This is a genomic window from Streptomyces sp. 3214.6 (assembly GCF_900129855.1).
In the GTDB taxonomy this organism is placed as follows: Bacteria; Actinomycetota; Actinomycetes; order Streptomycetales; family Streptomycetaceae; genus Streptomyces; species Streptomyces soliscabiei.
Map to the genome: position 1 here is coordinate 4,439,122 of NZ_LT670819.1, position 16,428 is coordinate 4,455,549.

Genomic DNA, 16,428 nt, shown 5'->3' on the forward strand with positions numbered 1-16,428 from the left:
CCTGGTCCGGCCGTCATCGCGCATCGCCCGGGAGAACAGGCGCAGGCGGGACAGACCCGTGCAGCAGGGCTGGAGCCGGCACAGCCAGGGCGTCGCCGGAAGGAGGTGGCGGGTCGTACGGAGGACCGAGGAACAGGAACCCGCAACCGGTGAGACCGACTACAAGGACGAGCATCGGCGGTGGGTGGTGCAGTCGCAGGGTCCCGCCCGCCACGGTGGTCTGCTGCGCAGCGTGCAGGAAGGCGTTGAGGCCGCTGCAGTCACAGAAACTGACCAGGGTGAGGTCGACGTCGATGGCGCGGATGCCGTCCCGCAAGCACTGTTCCACGGATGCGCGCACCAACGGCGCGGATTCGAGGTCGATCTCACCGGCCAGGGTGATCAGCGCCCGTTTCCTTCGGTCATGGCGATACACGGTGAGCTGTGGAAGGGGCATGACGCCTCGGTTCGGAAGACCATCCGGCAGCGGGCCCGGCCGTGCCGGATATCCGGCACCACCTGGCGCGCTCCAGATGGGGGCGTACGTTCGGCGGAGTCGGAGCGAAGGCAGGTCCGACCGCCTGTGCGACAGGACAGAGGAGCACCCGGTTCCCTCCTGGAATGCGCCGGGTGACGGACTACGAGTCCGCTCCCCGCGCCATCTGTGTCGAGCAACGACAAGCCGCCGGGGTCTGGGACGTCCGTACAGCAGCATAGTCCCCGGGCGCGGTCCGGTGGGGTCCGCTGACCCCCTGGTCCCAGCGCCTGGACCGTGGCCGCGATGTGGACGGCGTACGCAGGCATGTCCGACGCGTAGTGCGGTACTGGGCAAGCGGCGCGAAACGCGGCGGCCGACGGGGTGGTGGAGAAGATCGCCGGCATCGCCGCCCGCGAGGTCCCGGGAATCCACGCGCTGGGCGGAGGATTCACCCGCACCATGGGCGCGATGCGCGACCGGGTCCCGGGCGGACATCCGAGCACGGGGCGCGGCGTCAAGGTCGAGGTCGGTGAGAAGCAGACCGCCATCGATCTCCAGGTCGTCGTCGCATACGGGGTGAGCATCACCGACCTCGCCGCAGAGGTCCGTGAGAACGTGATCGCGGCGGTGGAACGGATGACGGGCCTGGAGGTCGTCGAGGTGAACATCGCGGTCAACGACGTGCACCTGCCGGACGAGGACACGCAGGAGACCCCCGAGGGCCGGGTGCATTGAGGCCTTGCCCGGGCAGACGCGGGCGCGGCTGCCCGGGGCAGTCTCCGGATGCTGTCGGACGGTCGCCGGATGCTGTCGGACGGTCGGTTCCCGGCGCCCCGAGTCGTCGGACCCGGGACACGTCGAACGGACGCGGCCGGCTCAGCAGGACGGGGCTGGGGGCCGTGGGTGGCGGTCCAGCGCCGTCCGCATGTCACGGACAGTCAACGCCGCGCACCGGTTCCGGTGCTCTGGTGCCGTCCGGGTCGAAACGGACGGCAGCCATCGATGATGCCGGGCCCGGCGAACACGGCGGCCCTCCCGTCAGAGGGCGGTCAGCGGCGCGCAAGTTGCCGTTCTCCGGCCGCACCGGGCTGGTAGGGCAGTCCGTAGTGCTTGAAGACCGCCTCCTCCTGCTCGGCGGGAAGCACGTCGTCGGTACCGATCGAAGGAGCCTGCTTCACCAGCGTTCTGACATAGCCGACCTTCAGATAGCCCGGACCGACGATCGCGTCCTCAATGGGGACGAAGACCAGACGGTGCCGGGTGGGCAGTCCGGTCCGTACCGTGGCCATGGCCGGCTCGTCGGTGGTGGTGTCCACATAGACCGCCTCCAGGACACCGATCTTGTGCGACTCGGAGTCGATGACATCCCGGGTGCGCCATTCCCGGACGTCGGCTGCGTGGATCATGGTCTCTCCCTATCTGGACGACTCATCGGCCGATGACGAGCCGCACCCTCGGTCCTCCGCGTGAAACCGCCGCAGTGCACGACGCAGCGCACGCTGTAGCCGCTCCGGGAGCGGCTTGCCCTCCCAGGCGGCGACCACGGCCGCGGCCACCTCCGGAAGTCTGGTGTCGCACTGCCGCGAGACGTCGGCCAGCAGGTTCCTGGCCGCCCTGCGGGTGCAGGGGGTCAGGACCATCACCATTCCGCGGGCCTGGTCGATGACCGCACGGCCGGCCAGCGCCCGCCGCAGCTGATCGTTCTCGGCGCGCAGTGCGACGAGGTCCTGCCCCGCCGATGCGTTCCCCCACGTGGCCTCGGCCCGCAGTTTCCACCAGTCCTCTTGGAGCACGGTTGTGCGTTGCATGGCATGTACCTCTTCACGAGTTCGACGTCTCCGGTCTGGCCGGAGCCGTCCCGGACCGTGGCTGCCCGCCCGCTCCACGGGTCACCTCTGGTGGTCATGGTCCCGACGGTCCTCACGCCGCCAGCGCGCCCGGTTCTGGCGGCTGTAGCGGCGGTCCCAGCGGTCCTGGCGATCCCGGCGCTCCTGATAGTCCCGGTAGTCCTGGGGCTGCCGATAGTCCCCGAGATCGGGACCGCCACGGCTTCGGCCTCCGCCACGATCGCGGCCGTGGCGAGTCGCGCCGTAGACCAGCACCGCCGCCACCACCCACCAGAGGGGGTGAAGGAAGCCGAAGCCGAAGAGAACGGCGATGAGGATGAGGAGCAGAACGAACACGGTGGGCCTCCCCGGGAGCAGAACACGGCATCGATACCGGGGACTGGGGCCTCACCCCACAGCGTAGTCCTGCCCAACGGTTGCGGATAGCGTGCGACGTCAGCGCGTCCTGTCCGGCACGGATGGCTGCTTGACGCCTGTCGGGAAACTGCGGCGAGGGCTAGCGTGCGACATGCCGCCCCGGCCCCCGGCAGCGTCGCACCGCCAACGCGCTCCCCAGAGGGCGCACCCTGCGCATCGGTGGCGGAACCCGCCGCGTCACGAGCCCGGCCGTTCCCGCACACGCACGTCGTCACGAGAACCCGGCGAACCCCCGATGCGCCTCAAGCGGGCAACGATCTGCCGCCCGCCGCGTCGCACGCATCCCCTACCAGGCGGTACACATGTACGCGCTGATCGTTCCCGCTTCGACCCCCTTCGTCCTGCTCATCACGGTGATGGCCCTTTCGTGGTGGGAGGACCACATCCTGCCGCCGTCGACCAAGCCGGCCGAATCCCCCGCTGAGTCCCCCGCCGAGGCTCCGCTCACCCCGGCGTCCCCGGCGCAGCTCCCAGAACTCGCCCGTGTCGACACCACGTTGACAGGGGAGGTTGCCGGGCGTTGACTGACAGCACGGCGTAGGGCCATGGCGTCCGCGGTGATACGCAGGCCGTCCCCAGCCAAAGTCGGTGCGCCAGTGCAATCGGGCTCTCGCGCGTACGGCGCCGCCGAGCAGTCTGTGACAGGGGGCGGACGGGACGCCCTCGGTGCAGACGAGAGCGGCGCCGGCCTCCTGGAGTTCGCCGGCCGCGGCGCACAGTACGGCCGGGTTCTCGCAGACGAAGATGGTGCGGGCGGCGCTGACGACGGGGTCGTTGGCGAGCTGGTGGAGGGTGAGCCGGAAGAGGATGCCGAAATCGGCGGCATCGCGCAGCCAGTCGCAGATCTCGGCGCGATGTTGAGGACGAGTACCTGGCCGGCAAGGTCGTCGGTGATGAGGGCGCAGGGCGAGCTGCTCGAGCGAGGTGCCGGGGACGAGGGCCTTGGTGCCGTCGGTGGCCCACTCGACGTGGACCGGACGCGGCAGGAGCCCGACCGGGTGCGCGGAGGGTCGGTCCTGGTCACCGGGGAGCCTTTCCGGGACGCGTACCGCCGCGTCGAGGTGGGGTGCGTCCCCGCGCCGTATGAGACGGGTCAGGGTGCCGTCGGCGGCGGCCAGTCCCTCCAGGGTGCGCTGGCTGAACGCCCCTACGCGACGCCGACGCCGGGCACCCGTCCCGAGTCTCAGCCTGACGCACCACTTCGGCGATCGGACTCACCTTGATTTGTCAGGCATCGACAACCTGAACATGAGTCGGCACACCCGGCTCGACCACCCGCCGTCCCACGGCATGTCGCACCACAGGTGCATTGCCCGTACACCGACGCGCTGCCGTGGATCCCCATGCCACCCGGTCCACCGCGTGCCGCACCGTGCGCTCACGCATCACTCACGCGCTCCGTCACGCTGTCCAGCCCGAGACTGGTGTGCCTGCCCACTCCGTGTATCTAGGCGAGACCGATACTCAGCCAACCCGCTGCATTGCCTTCCGGCGCCGTTCCGCCACTACCGAACCGGACTCGCGGCGGGCCATCCTGCGCAGGACGGAGGGGGCGAGCAGCAGCCCGGCGACCGCCCAGACGCTCAGCACCCCTGCCGTCTCCAGATGCCGCCAGGACTCGCCGATCTCGGCGGCGACAGCGTCGGCTGGAAGCAGCGCAGAGCGGAGGCCGAGCCCGAGCCAGTACACGGGGAAGACCTGCCCGACGGTCTGCAACCACTCGGGCAGCTTCGTCAGCGGAAAGTAGATACCGGAGATCACGACGAGCCCCATCACGGGGAGCATCAGCAGCCCGACGGTGCGAGGGCTTTCCACAAGGGCTCCGATGACGGCGCCGATCGGCAGGCTCGCCAGGAGGCCCAAAGGTACGACCCACAGCAGTGTCAGCCATGCTCCGCCGCCCTGCTGGGCCACACCGTCGACCAGGAACACACCCGCAATCAGAGCAAGAGCCATGGAGACCAGCGCCGTACCCGAGACCAAGATGATCTTGCCGACCAGGTGACCGACCATGCCGTGCGGCACGGCCTTCGCCCGCAGCAGGGTGCCGTCCTCGCGCTCGGCAGCGAGCAACTGTGCCGTGGTCATCACTCCAGTGAAGGCAAGCGTCATTCCCACCATGCTCGGCAGCATGAACGCGCCGGCCGAGATGCCCGCGCCCTTCAGCGGATCGTCCCTGACGAGGAACATCGGCACGATCAGCAGAACTGTCCAGAGGGCGTGCCCAAACAGGTCCTGACCCGTGGTGAAGGTCTGCCGCAGCTCCGTCCAGCCGCGCCGCACCCCGGCTCGCGCCGCATACCACACCGGGTTCATCGCGTTCCCTCCCTAAAGGTGTGTGCCGCCCGTTCGCCGGAGATGTTCCCCGTCTCCCACTCCCTGACCATCAGCAGGTAGGTGTCCTCAAGACTTGCCCGGCGAACCTCCAGGTCACCGATCGCGCCGCCGTGCTCCTCGAACAGTCGACGGACGAACTGAGTGGGCTCCGCCGTCTCCTGCTCGAAAGGCTGCCCGTCCCGCGTCCAGCGCACAGTGGCCTCGGTCGACGCCTGCCGGGACAGTTCCTCGGCGGACCCATCAGCGACGATCCGGCCGCCGGCCAGGATGAGGATCCGGTCAGCAAGTTTCTCCGCTTCGGCAAGATCGTGGGTGGTCAGCAAGACCGTGGTGTTCTCGTCCGCGAGCCCGCGCACCAGGCCGTGGAACTCGTTCCTGGCCTCCGGATCCAAGCCGGCCGTCGGCTCGTCAAGAAACAGCAGTTCGGGCCTGCCCACGATGCCGATGGCCACGTCGAGCCGCCTGCGCTGCCCCCCGGACAGTGCTCCGACCCGCTTGTACGCCTGCTCGGTCAGCCCAACTGCGGCGAGGAGTTCGTCGACGCCCCACGGACGACGCACGACGGGGGTCGAGTACGGGGTGTAGTACGAGCCCAAATGGGCCAGCAAGTCCCGTACCCGCCACTTACCGTGGTCGCGCCAAGACTGCAGCACGATGCCGAGCCGCGCTCGCCACCGCTCGTCCCCATGCGCCGGATCGGTGCCCAGCACGGCGACGTCACCGGACGAACGCATCCGGAAGCCCTCCAGGATCTCGATCGTGGTCGTCTTACCAGCGCCGTTCGGGCCGAGCAGGACGAGTACCTCACCCCGCCGCGCCGTGAAGCCGACCCCCTTCAGTACGTCCTGACCGCGATAGCCCATCCATAATTCGCGTACGTCGATGACCGTGTCGCTCTGCGGCGGTGCACCGCCCCGTGCATCGAGGGACGCATGAACAGTCGTCATAGGTGTTCCCCATCCCGGTCCATGGACCGTGGTCTGTGTGTGTCGGTGTGTCTGGTCAAGGGCCCCGTTGGCCGTGGTTCGTGGTCGCGGGACCGCGTCTGCCCACCATCGGCTCCACCACCTTCCCTCTGCAAGCAGGCTCGAGACTCGCCGACGGTCGATAAGGCGCTAACGGGGCACAAACGGTCGCGCGATAATTTCCAGCAATCGCCGCAAGGTGAGCAGTCGCACATCAGACCTCCCATTCGAATAACTCTTGCATTTCCCCTCTCCTCTCATAGTATTGACCTGCCAGCTAGCGCTGATGCAGGCGCCGACCTCAGAGTGGGGTTCGTTGACGAAACCCTAAACATCAGCAAGGAACCATCCAGTGCATAATCCTTCAAGGAAACCCAGGTGATTCCAGATGAACACCAAGACAGCAAAACGAACACTCTCGACCATCGCTGTCGTCATCGCTGCCTTATCTTCCTCAGCGAACTCAGCGGCAGCCAGTCCCGCAAATTCAGCGGCCACTCCGGTGGAGTGGTCGGCAACCCACGGTTCGTCTAGTGCGTCCGGCACCCGGTGGACCGAACAGAACGGCAGCAGGACAGTTCTCGCGGTCAACGGAGAAATCCAGAACACAGGCACCGAATGCTTTTCTGTCTGGGTCCAGTGGACCCGTGACTTCATCCCTTCCCCCTATACCAAACATGCCACTCAATGCGGCGCCGGAGTCTCTCCCGTCAACCTTCGACTGAGCCCATATCAACCAACCACCACCGGCCGACTGAAGGTGTGTCGGGGCACCGCGGACACCACAGACTGCGGATCGTCCATATCTCTCACTACCTGGCCGATAAACAACTCAAAGAAGGCCACCTCCTACACGCAATCACCTCCTCGCTGATATCCGGGGTGGGCCGGCAGACCAGGACTCTGGAATGCTGCGCCCACCTGCAAGTCCCCCACTGAAAGGCCCCCACATGCCACAGTCCCTGTGGAAACGCCACGGCCTGGTGCTGGCCGCTGGCGCCGCGTGCATCCTCGTCAACGGCAAGGGCATCGGGCCGTTATGGCTCGTCGGGCTCGCCCTGCTGGTGACAGGTCTGCTGATGCGGCGGGCGATGACGCGTGCCCAGCGCCCGCCGAGCGAGGAGGCCCCCCCGTTGGCACTGGACATTCCCGTGAATGGCCGCTGGATGGCCCGCAACGGGCCGGCCACCAAGGTGCCCAGCCACACCCACAACCTCGCGCAGACCTACGCCATCGACCTGGCCCGCCGCCCAGCGCCGGAACCCGTGTGGCTGTGGCCGCTGACGCGACGCCCCGAGTCCTACCCGTCCTTCGGTGAACCACTGCTCGCCCCCGCGGACGGCCGGGTGGTCGCCGCCGCAGACAGCCAGCGCGACCACCTGACGCGTAGTTCCCTGGCCGGCTTGCTTTACGTACTGCCGGAGGGTTTCGTGCGCTCCCTCGGCCTTCCTCGCCACCTGCTCGGCAACCACCTGATCCTCGACTTGGGCGACGGAGCACACGCCGTCTTCGCACACCTGCGGCGCCACTCGCTGAACGTGGCCGTTGGGGACCGGGTGACGGTCGGTCAGCCGCTGGCCGAATGCGGCAACTCCGGCAACTCCGCAGAGCCCCACCTGCACTTCCAGTTAATGGACGGCCCTGACATCACCTCAGCCCATGGCCTGCGCTTCACCTGGCGGTATCAGGACGACGACGGCGGCGAGCACGAAGGCGTACCCGCCGACAACACGTGCTTCGTCCCCGTCCGGACCGCCCCCACCGGTTCCTCAGAACCCTACGCCGCGTCATAGCCGGGATCGAGCGCGAAGCGGACCGACTGGACACGGCCGTCCGGGGCGAACTCTCCGAAGGCGAAGACTTCCTGCGGCCGCTTCGGGTTCCCGTCCCGGCTGGTGGTGTAGCGGGCCGCGAAGCGGTTGCCCTCCCGCAGCGTCTCGTGCACATCCACCGGATAGGTGTGGCCCAGCTTGCGCCCCTCTTCCAGCGCCTTCAGGACGCCCGAGCGCTGCATCACCTTTCGCCCGACCTGGTGCAGCGCGTCGGGGGTATGGAAACGGTCGTGCGCCTCGGCGGCCGGCACCGTCACGTCGTATCCGGCTGCGTAGTAGGCCCGCAGATAGTGCGCCGGGTCCTGGGCGGGCGTCGGTTCCCCTCCCTCGGCGGGCGGCAGTGCCGGCGAGGTACCCGGCGCGGGGCGGGCCGCGCTGTCGAACGGCTCGTCCCGGTCCCGTCCCGACCAGCCGGGCCGGGTGGCAGAGAAGGAGATCGTACGGGCCACCCGCCCGTCCTTGGCCAGTTCGGCGAAGACGGCCGCTTCCGTAGCGGACTGGATCTTGCCCAGCATGGGCGTGCTGATCGTGTATCGGGCGGCGGCCCGGCGGCCCTCCACTGTCACTTCGTGGATGTACAGCTCGTACGACGCCCCGAGGGAACGCCGGGAGCGGAGGCTGCTCAGGATTTTGTCGCGGTCCCAGATCCGGCCGTTGACCTGGTGTGTGCCATCGGGCAGGTGATAGCGGTCCCAGACCTCCGCGACCGGGTCGCTGCCGTCGATGGCATCGGCATGATAAGCACGCAGGTACCCGGCGAAGTCCTCCGCGGCGGTGGGGCGGTGACTGACACTCATGACGCTCTCCTGCTTTCCTCTGTGGGGGTCGAATTGTTCTCTGTGGGGGTGGGGCCGCCGTTGGGTCCCAAGGGCGGCACGGCGATGATGTGGAACTCGCGGCGGAGAGCGGCCATCGCGGCGAGGTGGCCGCACATGCCATGGACACTGGGGCCGGGTGGCGTCGACGCCGAGCACAGGTACACCCCGGCCAGTGGTGTGCGGTACGGGTTCCAAGCGGGTGTGGGCCGGAACACGGATTGCGTGAGTGTGATGGCTCCGGCGCCGATGTCCCCGCCCGGATAGTTCGGGTTGTAGGTCTCGTACTCGGCAGCCGGCACGCCGCGCGCCGCGATGACCGTGTCGGCGAAACCGGGGGCGTACCGCTCGATCCGGCGGGTGATCAACGGCACCGGATCCTGGGTATCGCCGTTCGGGACGTGCGCGTAGGCCCATATCGGGCGGCGCCCGCCGACGGCTCGGCCGGGATCGGTCACAGCCGGGTCGACCAGCAGGACGAAAGGCTCCTGTCCGGCCTCGCCCCGGGCGGCGGCGTTCTCCGTCGCTAACATCTCGGCACGTGTACCGCCCAGGTGTACGGTCCCCGCTCGTCCCACCTCCGGGTCGGCCCACGGAATGGGCTCGCTGACCAGGAAGTCGGCCTTCGCCGCGCCTGGACCGTAACGGAAGCGTTCCAACGCCCGGCGGTAGCGGGCCGGCAACCGGTCACCGGCCAGCGTCAGCAGACCGCGCGGCGTGGTGTCCAGCATGATCACCCGGGCGTTGAGCTCCGCGAGGTCGGTGACCTGTCGGCCGGTGTGCACCGCGCCGCCGTGCGCCGTCAGGTCGTCAGCCAGGGCCTCGGCGATGCGATGGCTGCCGCCCTGTGGCAGCGGCCATCCGGTCGCATGAGCCAGATGGCCGAGCAACAACGCGATGGCGCCGGCAGGCAGGCTGGGCAACCGGCCCACCGCGTGCGCCGCGACTCCCGTCAGCAGCGCGCGGGCAGCCTCGGTGCGTAGTCCGTTGCTCCGCAGGAGATGGCCTAACACCCGTGGGCCCAACAACAGCGGTACAGCGGGGTCGGGCGGCAGGGACCGCTGGCCGGAAAGCAGGAAGTCGGTCACGCCCGAGCTGTGTCTCACCAGCGGCGCCATCAACCGGTACCAGCGCTGCCCGTCCGAGCCCAGCCGGTCGCGCGTCTCGGCGAGGTCACGGTACGCAAACGCAGCGGCACCACCGTCCAGCGGGTGTGCGTAGGAAATGGGCGGCTGCAGCAGCCGTACACCGCGGGCCTCCAGGTCGAACGCGCGGAAGAACGCGGAGGCGGCCGCCATCGGGTGGACGGCAGCGCAGAGGTCGTGCCGTACCGCAGAGTCGAACAGGGCTTCGCCGCGCAGGCCACCGCCGATGACGGCTGCCTGCTCGTGGACCTCCACGGTCAGCCCGGCGCGCGCCATGGTGACGGCGGCGGCCAGACCGTTGGGGCCACTACCTACGACCGCGACATCAACCCGGGTCATGCCAACGCGTCCTCGGTCGCGAACTGCCCACTGGCAAGCCGCCGGTAGACCGCGTCGGATTCGATGAGCTCGCGGTGGGTGCCGGTCGCCCGTACCCGTCCCTCCTCCATCACGATGATGCGGTCGGCCTGCACGATGGTGGACAGCCGGTGCGCGATGGCAAGCACGGCGCATTCGCGGCCGGCTTCCATGATCGCGTCGCGCAACGCCGCCTCGGTGTCGCTGTCGAGGTGGGCGGTGACCTCGTCGAGCAGGATCAGCTCCGGACGCTGCAGCAACGTCCGTGCGATGGCGAGCCGCTGCCGCTGGCCGCCGGACAGGCCGGCGCCGCGCTCACCCAGCTCAGTGTCAAGGCCGTCGGGCAACGCGGTGATGAATTCCTCCAGGCTGGCAAGCCGCAGCGCGCGAGCGATGTCGGCCTCGTCGGCCTCCGGGTTCGCGTACGTCAGGTTCTCGCGGATGGTGCCGCGCAGGAGCGGTGCGTCCTGCTCGACATAACCGACCAGCGAGCGCAGTTGGGTAAGCGGAAGGGCGGCGATGTCGTGGCCCGCGACCCGAATGGTGCCGGTGTCCGGCTGGTGAAAGCGCTCGATGAGCTGGAACGCCGTCGTCTTGCCCGTGCCGGAGGCGCCCACGATCGCGGTCAGGCCGCGACGCGGCACGGTGAACGAGACGTCCCTCAAGACCGGCGCATTGTCGTGGTAAGCGAAGCCGACGCCCTCGAAACTGACCGCCACCGCCGACTCCACGACGGACGCGTGCTCCTGCCGTTCCGTCGGCTGCCCATCCTCCTGCTCCTCCTGCGGGATCGTCCCCAGCTCGGTCACGCGCTGGATGGCGGCGCGCCCCTGCTGGATCTGGGCGATCGACATGAAGAGCATCACCAGCGGTGACACCAAATAGAAGAGGTACATCACGAACGACGTGAGGTCGGCGGGCGTGAGCGATCCAGTGGCGACCCGGGCCATACCCCAGGTGATGACGACGGCGAGCGAGAGTTGCGTGCCGACGTTCATCATCGGGGTGAGCAGCGAGCTGAATCCGGTGACTCGGATCCCACTGCGTCGAGCCCGGTCGGCGAGCCGTACCAGCTGCTCGGTCTCCCGCCCTTCGGCGCGGGACGCCTTGACCGTTGTGATCGCACCGAGCACCCGTTGCAGGCCCGAGCCGAACGCACCGATGTTCTGCCGGTTTTGCAACGCGGCGATCCGGACCTGACGGGCCAGCAGGAGCGCGCTGACGCTGGCCAGCCCCAGGCAACCGAGCGTGGTGAGCAGCAGCTTCCAATCGAGCCTGGCCATCAGCACGATGCCGCCGATCACCATGAAGACGGACGTCACCACCTGCGCGAGCGCCTGGGCGATGACCAGGCAGGCGATGGAGGTGTCGGACACCGTGCGCGAGAAGACGTCGCCGTGCTCCAGGCGCGAGAAGTGCGGAATCCGACTGCGCAGCAGACGGCCGCCGAGGATGCTTCGGGCATCGAACACGATGTTCTCGCCGGCCCTGCCGATGGCATAGGCATGGCCGGCGCTCAGCGCCGCGTCCGCGAGGAAGAACAGCGCGATGAACGTGATGGGCCAGGCGATCGGCTTGTCCAGGGCCACGGCCTCGATCAGCCGGCCCAGCATCCAGGGCTGGGCGAGAGTGGCAGCCGCACCGAGCAGGCCCATACCGATACCAGCGATCAGCAGGACCCGGTGGCGAAGGACTATCTCCCGGAGGTTCATGCCGGCTTGGTATAGGTGGCGACGAACAGTCCGGTCGCGGGGGCGTACTCGGTCCGCTGCCAGTCACTGTAGTGACCCTCGGTCTGCAGCCCGGCGTCCTGTGCATAGCCGTCCACCTCGTCGGGCGTGAGCAGGCGGGCGACTTCGGTGCCGATGCGGTGGGTGCCGTCGGCCTCGAACCACACGGTGGACACCTGCCAGATCCGGTTGTCCATCAGAAGCGTGGCGTGCATCTGAATGCCGGTGTTCGGCTCCGGGTAGGGCACGAACATCGTCGTGCGCGTCAGGCCCTCGTGCTGAGCGACAACTCCCGGGCGGTTGTGGGTCTCGACCACCAGTCGGCCGCCGGGCCGGAGGTGTTCAGCCGCACGAGCGATGGCCTCGCGCTGTCCCTCGGGGTCGAGGACCAGCGCGAGCGTGGAGCAGACGCAGTAGACGAGACCGTACTGCCGTTCTCCCCGGTAGGTCCGGATGTCGCCGAGCTCAGCGATCACCTGCCCTTCCCCGGCCCGCTTGTCCAGGGCCCCGAGCATCTCTTGAGAGGAGTCCACACCAGTGACCGGGCCGACGCGATGCGACAGCGGCAGCGCGATCCGGCCTGTCCCAACGCCGAACTCCAGCGTGCCCCAGGCAGGGTCGGGGTGGAGTTCGGTCAGGGCCTCGACGGTGACCCGTGTGGAGGCATCGTCCTGGAAGATGCGGTCGTACCAGCCCTCGAACTGTTTGCCATAGCCAATGTCCGCGATTGTCATCGGTTCTCCGTTTCTCTTGGGTGAGGACACTCCTCGCAGCAGGAGCAGTCGGTCTCAGGCGGCCCGCAGAAAGGCTGGCTGCGTTGGAGTCATCGCCTGATAGGTGGAAACGTAGAGAACCTCCGGATCCTCACTGTCGTCGTGACCGGCGGCACGGACCACAGCGAATTGGAAGCCACGGACATCTGCAACGTTCGGGGCCTCCCTGATCTGCCTCCGAATGAATTCGGACAGGACTCGGAAGGGTGGAGTTCCGGTCGGATCACTACCCTTGGCTATGTTCTTGATGATGGCGGTACAGATATCAAACACCGCTTTTTCCGTCCGCCGGGACGAGAACCAGAATGCCTGGATCATCCTGCGGTTCTGGATCAGGTCGAGTTCGATCCATGGGGACGTCTCATGGCTTTCGTCGAGGGTGCGGTAGAGGTAGTGGTAGTCGTGCGTCGCGGGGTTCGGGGCGAAGAACTTCCAGTTCGGCACAAGGGAGAAGAGGTCCTTTTCCCGTGCACGCTCGAAAGCCGGATTCGGATGCTGTGCGGCCAGGGTGGTCACCAGCAAGGCGGCGCCTGCAAGACGCGTCACCGCACCGGGCCCCGTGAGTGCCTCCTTGAGGAATGCGGCGATGCTCACTTCTCCTCCCCGGCCTTCTCCGCGAGCTTCCCGGTCGGGGCCGCGACGGTCGGCGCGCAGTGCTGGTCCACGAAGGCCGCGATCAGGTCTGCGGCGGTTCGGGCGTGGCGAGCATCGGTCAGGATGGTGTCGTGACCGGCACGCTCCACGACGGTGACGTCCCCGTGCCGGCTCGCCGCCTGATGGGTGCGGACGATGTCGTTGTACATCAGCAGCTGTTCGGGATCCATGTCCACGGTGACCTGCGCGGCAATGACCAGGCCCGGTGCCGGAACGGGGGTCAGGCTCTCGTCGAAGGAGTGGAACTCCTCCCTGACCACCTCCCACTCCCGTGCTGCCGCACTCCATAGCCGTGCGTCGGTGTAGAGAGCGAAGACCTTCTGGCGATAGGCGTACGGCAGGTCGTCCACCCAGCGAGGCCGCGACATCAGCGCACCGCTTCCCAGCTTGGTCCAGCGCGCCATCTCCGTCAGGGAGTAAGTGAACATCTCACTGCCCTTCCGCTGCTTCTCCGACCGCACGAGCTGCCCTGGGTGAGTGGGGTCGAGGTAGACGACGCCCGCCACCCGTTCACCGAGCTGAGCCACCGCCCGGCGGTTGAAGTCCGCGCCGAGGGAATGCCCCACCAGCACCACCTTGCGGTCCTCGGGAAGTGCCTGGCGGACCAGGTCTTCCAGGTCGTCCACGGACTCCTGGATGGTGTACGGGGCCTGCTTCACCCGGCGGCTGGGGCCGTAGCCGGCGCGGGCATACGTCACCACGGGGTGTCCGAGGTCGAACGCCAACCGCTCGACCATCCATGCGAAGTGTTCGGGGGTCGAGGCAAGGCCGTGGTTGAACACCAGGACCGGGCGGTCGTCGACTCCCTGACCTCCGGTGTCGTAGAAGAGGACGTTGCCGTGCCGGGTGGTGACGGTCCGCGAATTCGGCCAGCCCGCCACAGCCCGCGCGCGCCGCTGGGTCGCCAGCACGCCCGCGCCGGCGACACCTCCGGCCAGCAGCACCAGCGCAGTCTTGGCCATGCGATCGTCCCGCCCGGCGACCGCCGAGAACGTCCGCGGCGCCGTCGTGTAGGCGATCATGGGGTGCATGGCGGGAAACGCGGTCATGAACCGGCCCAGTCCCATGACGAACGCGTTGGCGACATGGAAACCTGCGGCCGAACCGATCATCGCTCGGGTCATCCGCCCGCCGGCCAGATAGACGACGGGGAAAAGACATTCCATCGCCAGTACGGCATGCTGTGTCGCCTTGCTGGCCTTGGGATAGCGCTGCGTCAGCCGGTAGGCGCGCTCGAAGCCGTAGGTGCGGGTCCGCATCACACCGGGGAGAGCCGAACCGTCACGCCACTTCGTTCCCGCCAGCTTCGCCCAGCCGGACGCCGCGTAGGACATGTTGGCCTGGATCGCCAGGTACCACATCAAGGCATCACTGACCTGCGGACTCTTTGAGAGCCGAGCAAGCCCGGTGACCGTCTGCACTTGTGTGGCAACTTGGTCCGAGCCGTCCGTGCCATAGCGGTGGCGGGCCTGCAGAAGGGTGGTCGTGGCGGCGAGACAGAGGTTGCCTGCCGCCCGCCACTTACTGTTGCCGGGCAACAGCATTCCCAGGCTGCAGGCGACGCGCGTGGCGTGCAGAGTCAGCGTGGTCCGCCTGCCGCTCACGGCATTGGTGAGCTTCTGGATCACCGGGATCTTACTCTCCGGCGTCTGCTTCATGATCTCCCAGTCATTGAGACCACCCGGCCCCAGGTTCCGATGCTGGTGCAGGTATTCGAGAGAAGATGAAAGACTGGAGAGGGCTGCGAGACGCTCGGATATTCCTATCGCCCGATCCCGGGAAACCGGAATTGGCGAAAATACCGAAGGAACAAGTCTCTTTATTCGCGTCATGCCGAATTTTTCCTCCACGTTGAGCCTGTTGAGGGTAGGCTGGAAAGACTGTCGGGCCGCGATTCCGCCGCGGCCCGACAGCCTGTCGCTCCCTGGAGGCAACTCCCAGGTGGCAGCCCCGTCAGAAGCCCACAGGGCTCCTCAGCAGGTGGTGCTCAGTCGGGTCAAACCGATCAGTCGTTGGCGCCTGCTTCGTACGCCTGCACGGTGACCCAAGCGGCACCGGCGCCGCCGGCGAAGCCCACGCCGAACGCGACCAGGGTCGGGGTGGCCTGAACGGGCGCCATCGCGCCGAATTCGCCCTGGCTGTCGTCCGTCAGGTCCGCCGACGTGACGGCGACAACACTGTCTACGATCCTGCTCATGGCATTTCTCCTTCGAGATTGATCGTGGTGAATCGTCGCGAGAGGTTCAGCCGACGACGCGGCCGGTGACGTAGGCACCCACAACAGCGGCGGCGCCGGCAGCCGCGCCGCCGACGTACCAGCAAGTGGCGACGGCGGCAGCGGGGGTGGCCAGGACCGGCATCGGGGCGTCGTCCCTGTAGCCCTGCTCCAGCGAACCAAGGTCCTGCTCGTTCATGAACGCAGCGATCTTCTGTTCCATCGCGTTGTCTCCCGTTTTCTCTGTTGCGTTGCGGTGAATTCCAGCTCTTGCTGGTGGTACTGCCGGACCAAGACATGGCCCGACCATGCCTGACGTGAGACATCAGGCAAGTCTGCGAGAGGCATTGCAAGAGGTACGTGGCTTTTACATCTGCTTCACCGATCGGACGCTACGCGCGTCACGCCGAAAGCCGAATGCAACGTGAACTTCCTCGAAAAGGCGTAGGAGGTTTTGACATCCGGGGTCGCCTGGGAGGTGTGTGCGCGATCTTTACCTGGGAGAGTCCAGGCAGGAAGACATGTCAGGCAGCGGGGGAAAACAGGTCCGCAATCGCTCCCTGCATGAAGAACGTGGTCGCAGCACCACCGGCACCAATGCCCGTATCCAGGTTCAACCTCATGTACCTGTTCCCCCATTTAGCCGCATGCCTCGGAGTGTCAATATTTCCAGGATCATTCGCAACCGATGGGCCGGTAGTGGTCAGTCACTAGCCCCTGTCGGCTGGTGAGCAGGACGACGGCCCGCACGCCTCGGATGCAGCGACCGAGCGGTCGACCCGCAATTCCCTGCAAGAACGTTGCTGCACTTCCCGAAGGCAACGCCACAGTAGCGACTGCTGATCAGAGAGAACAGGCCATGAAGCCGTCCTGGCCTGATCCGA

Annotated in this window: 17 protein-coding genes and 2 pseudogenes; 3 read left to right on the plus strand and 16 right to left on the minus strand. The window is 67.5% G+C overall.

Annotated elements, in window-relative coordinates:
• Positions 1-13: 13 nt before the first annotated feature.
• Positions 14-436 carry an STAS domain-containing protein gene (locus tag B5557_RS19915; protein WP_079660746.1) on the minus strand — a complete coding sequence of 141 codons (423 nt, stop codon included), beginning with the start codon at positions 434-436 and terminating at the stop codon, positions 14-16.
• 381 nt (positions 437-817) lie between these two features.
• Here B5557_RS19915 and B5557_RS19920 point away from each other — a divergent pair.
• Positions 818-1,192 (plus strand): annotated as a pseudogene (locus B5557_RS19920) (Asp23/Gls24 family envelope stress response protein); the annotation flags it as partial.
• Between the two features lie 314 nt (positions 1,193-1,506).
• Here the strand turns inward: B5557_RS19920 and B5557_RS19925 are convergent.
• The 3 genes from B5557_RS19925 to B5557_RS19935 form a co-directional block, all read right to left on the minus strand.
• Positions 1,507-1,863, minus strand: a complete 357-nt coding sequence (locus B5557_RS19925) for a PRC-barrel domain-containing protein (RefSeq protein ID WP_079660748.1) — start codon at positions 1,861-1,863, stop codon at positions 1,507-1,509.
• A 9-nt stretch (positions 1,864-1,872) separates the two neighbouring features.
• Positions 1,873-2,265 carry an ANTAR domain-containing protein gene (locus B5557_RS19930; RefSeq protein WP_079660749.1) on the minus strand — a complete coding sequence of 131 codons (393 nt, stop codon included), beginning with the start codon at positions 2,263-2,265 and terminating at the stop codon, positions 1,873-1,875.
• 81 nt (positions 2,266-2,346) lie between these two features.
• Positions 2,347-2,640, minus strand: a complete 294-nt coding sequence (locus tag B5557_RS19935) for a hypothetical protein (protein WP_079660750.1) — start codon at positions 2,638-2,640, stop codon at positions 2,347-2,349.
• Between the two features lie 383 nt (positions 2,641-3,023).
• On the opposite strand from B5557_RS19935, the gene B5557_RS19940 reads away from it, so the two are divergent.
• On the plus strand, positions 3,024-3,245 hold the full coding sequence (locus B5557_RS19940; RefSeq protein ID WP_079660751.1) for a hypothetical protein: 222 nt from the start codon (positions 3,024-3,026) through the stop codon (positions 3,243-3,245).
• Between the two features lie 111 nt (positions 3,246-3,356).
• Here the strand turns inward: B5557_RS19940 and B5557_RS45955 are convergent.
• The 4 genes and pseudogenes from B5557_RS45955 to B5557_RS43755 form a co-directional block, all read right to left on the minus strand.
• A pseudogene (locus B5557_RS45955) lies at positions 3,357-3,908 on the minus strand (DUF2399 domain-containing protein); the annotation flags it as partial.
• Between the two features lie 277 nt (positions 3,909-4,185).
• Positions 4,186-5,037, minus strand: coding sequence for an ABC transporter permease (locus B5557_RS19950; protein WP_173877708.1), 852 nt, complete (start codon positions 5,035-5,037; stop codon positions 4,186-4,188).
• Positions 5,034-6,005, minus strand: coding sequence for an ABC transporter ATP-binding protein (locus B5557_RS19955; protein WP_079660752.1), 972 nt, complete (start codon positions 6,003-6,005; stop codon positions 5,034-5,036). Before B5557_RS19955 ends, B5557_RS19950 begins: the two co-directional genes overlap by 4 nt.
• Positions 6,006-6,350: 345 nt before the next feature.
• Entirely contained in the window at positions 6,351-6,680 is a 330-nt protein-coding gene (locus tag B5557_RS43755) for a hypothetical protein (RefSeq protein WP_143688198.1), read from the minus strand.
• 293 nt (positions 6,681-6,973) lie between these two features.
• Here B5557_RS43755 and B5557_RS19960 point away from each other — a divergent pair, with 293 nt between their 5' ends.
• Positions 6,974-7,816 carry a M23 family metallopeptidase gene (locus B5557_RS19960; protein ID WP_079660753.1) on the plus strand — a complete coding sequence of 281 codons (843 nt, stop codon included), beginning with the start codon at positions 6,974-6,976 and terminating at the stop codon, positions 7,814-7,816.
• Here the strand turns inward: B5557_RS19960 and B5557_RS19965 are convergent.
• The 8 genes from B5557_RS19965 to B5557_RS20000 all read right to left on the minus strand — a co-directional run bounded on the left by B5557_RS19965 (position 7,801) and on the right by B5557_RS20000 (position 15,767).
• Entirely contained in the window at positions 7,801-8,652 is an 852-nt protein-coding gene (locus B5557_RS19965) for a hypothetical protein (protein WP_079660754.1), read from the minus strand. The two genes, B5557_RS19960 and B5557_RS19965, sit on opposite strands and share 16 nt — an antisense overlap.
• Positions 8,649-10,154 (minus strand): phytoene desaturase family protein, encoded by a 1,506-nt coding sequence (locus tag B5557_RS19970; RefSeq protein WP_079660755.1) that lies wholly within the window; start codon positions 10,152-10,154, stop codon positions 8,649-8,651. The genes B5557_RS19965 and B5557_RS19970 overlap by 4 nt, the downstream gene beginning before the upstream one ends.
• Positions 10,151-11,884, minus strand: a complete 1,734-nt coding sequence (locus B5557_RS19975) for an ABC transporter ATP-binding protein (protein WP_079660756.1) — start codon at positions 11,882-11,884, stop codon at positions 10,151-10,153. The genes B5557_RS19970 and B5557_RS19975 overlap by 4 nt, the downstream gene beginning before the upstream one ends.
• Positions 11,881-12,636 carry a class I SAM-dependent methyltransferase gene (locus B5557_RS19980; RefSeq protein ID WP_079660757.1) on the minus strand — a complete coding sequence of 252 codons (756 nt, stop codon included), beginning with the start codon at positions 12,634-12,636 and terminating at the stop codon, positions 11,881-11,883. The genes B5557_RS19975 and B5557_RS19980 overlap by 4 nt, the downstream gene beginning before the upstream one ends.
• Positions 12,637-12,690: 54 nt before the next feature.
• On the minus strand, positions 12,691-13,269 hold the full coding sequence (locus tag B5557_RS19985) for a hypothetical protein (protein WP_079660758.1): 579 nt from the start codon (positions 13,267-13,269) through the stop codon (positions 12,691-12,693).
• Positions 13,266-15,179, minus strand: a complete 1,914-nt coding sequence (locus tag B5557_RS19990) for an alpha/beta fold hydrolase (protein ID WP_231976412.1) — start codon at positions 15,177-15,179, stop codon at positions 13,266-13,268. The genes B5557_RS19985 and B5557_RS19990 overlap by 4 nt, the downstream gene beginning before the upstream one ends.
• 155 nt (positions 15,180-15,334) lie before the next feature.
• Positions 15,335-15,526, minus strand: a complete 192-nt coding sequence (locus B5557_RS19995; protein WP_079660760.1) for a hypothetical protein — start codon at positions 15,524-15,526, stop codon at positions 15,335-15,337.
• Between the two features lie 46 nt (positions 15,527-15,572).
• The gene (locus B5557_RS20000; protein ID WP_006132579.1) at positions 15,573-15,767 is read right to left on the minus strand and encodes a hypothetical protein; all 195 of its coding nucleotides are present in this window, start codon (positions 15,765-15,767) and stop codon (positions 15,573-15,575) included.
• Positions 15,768-16,428: the final 661 nt, after the last annotated feature.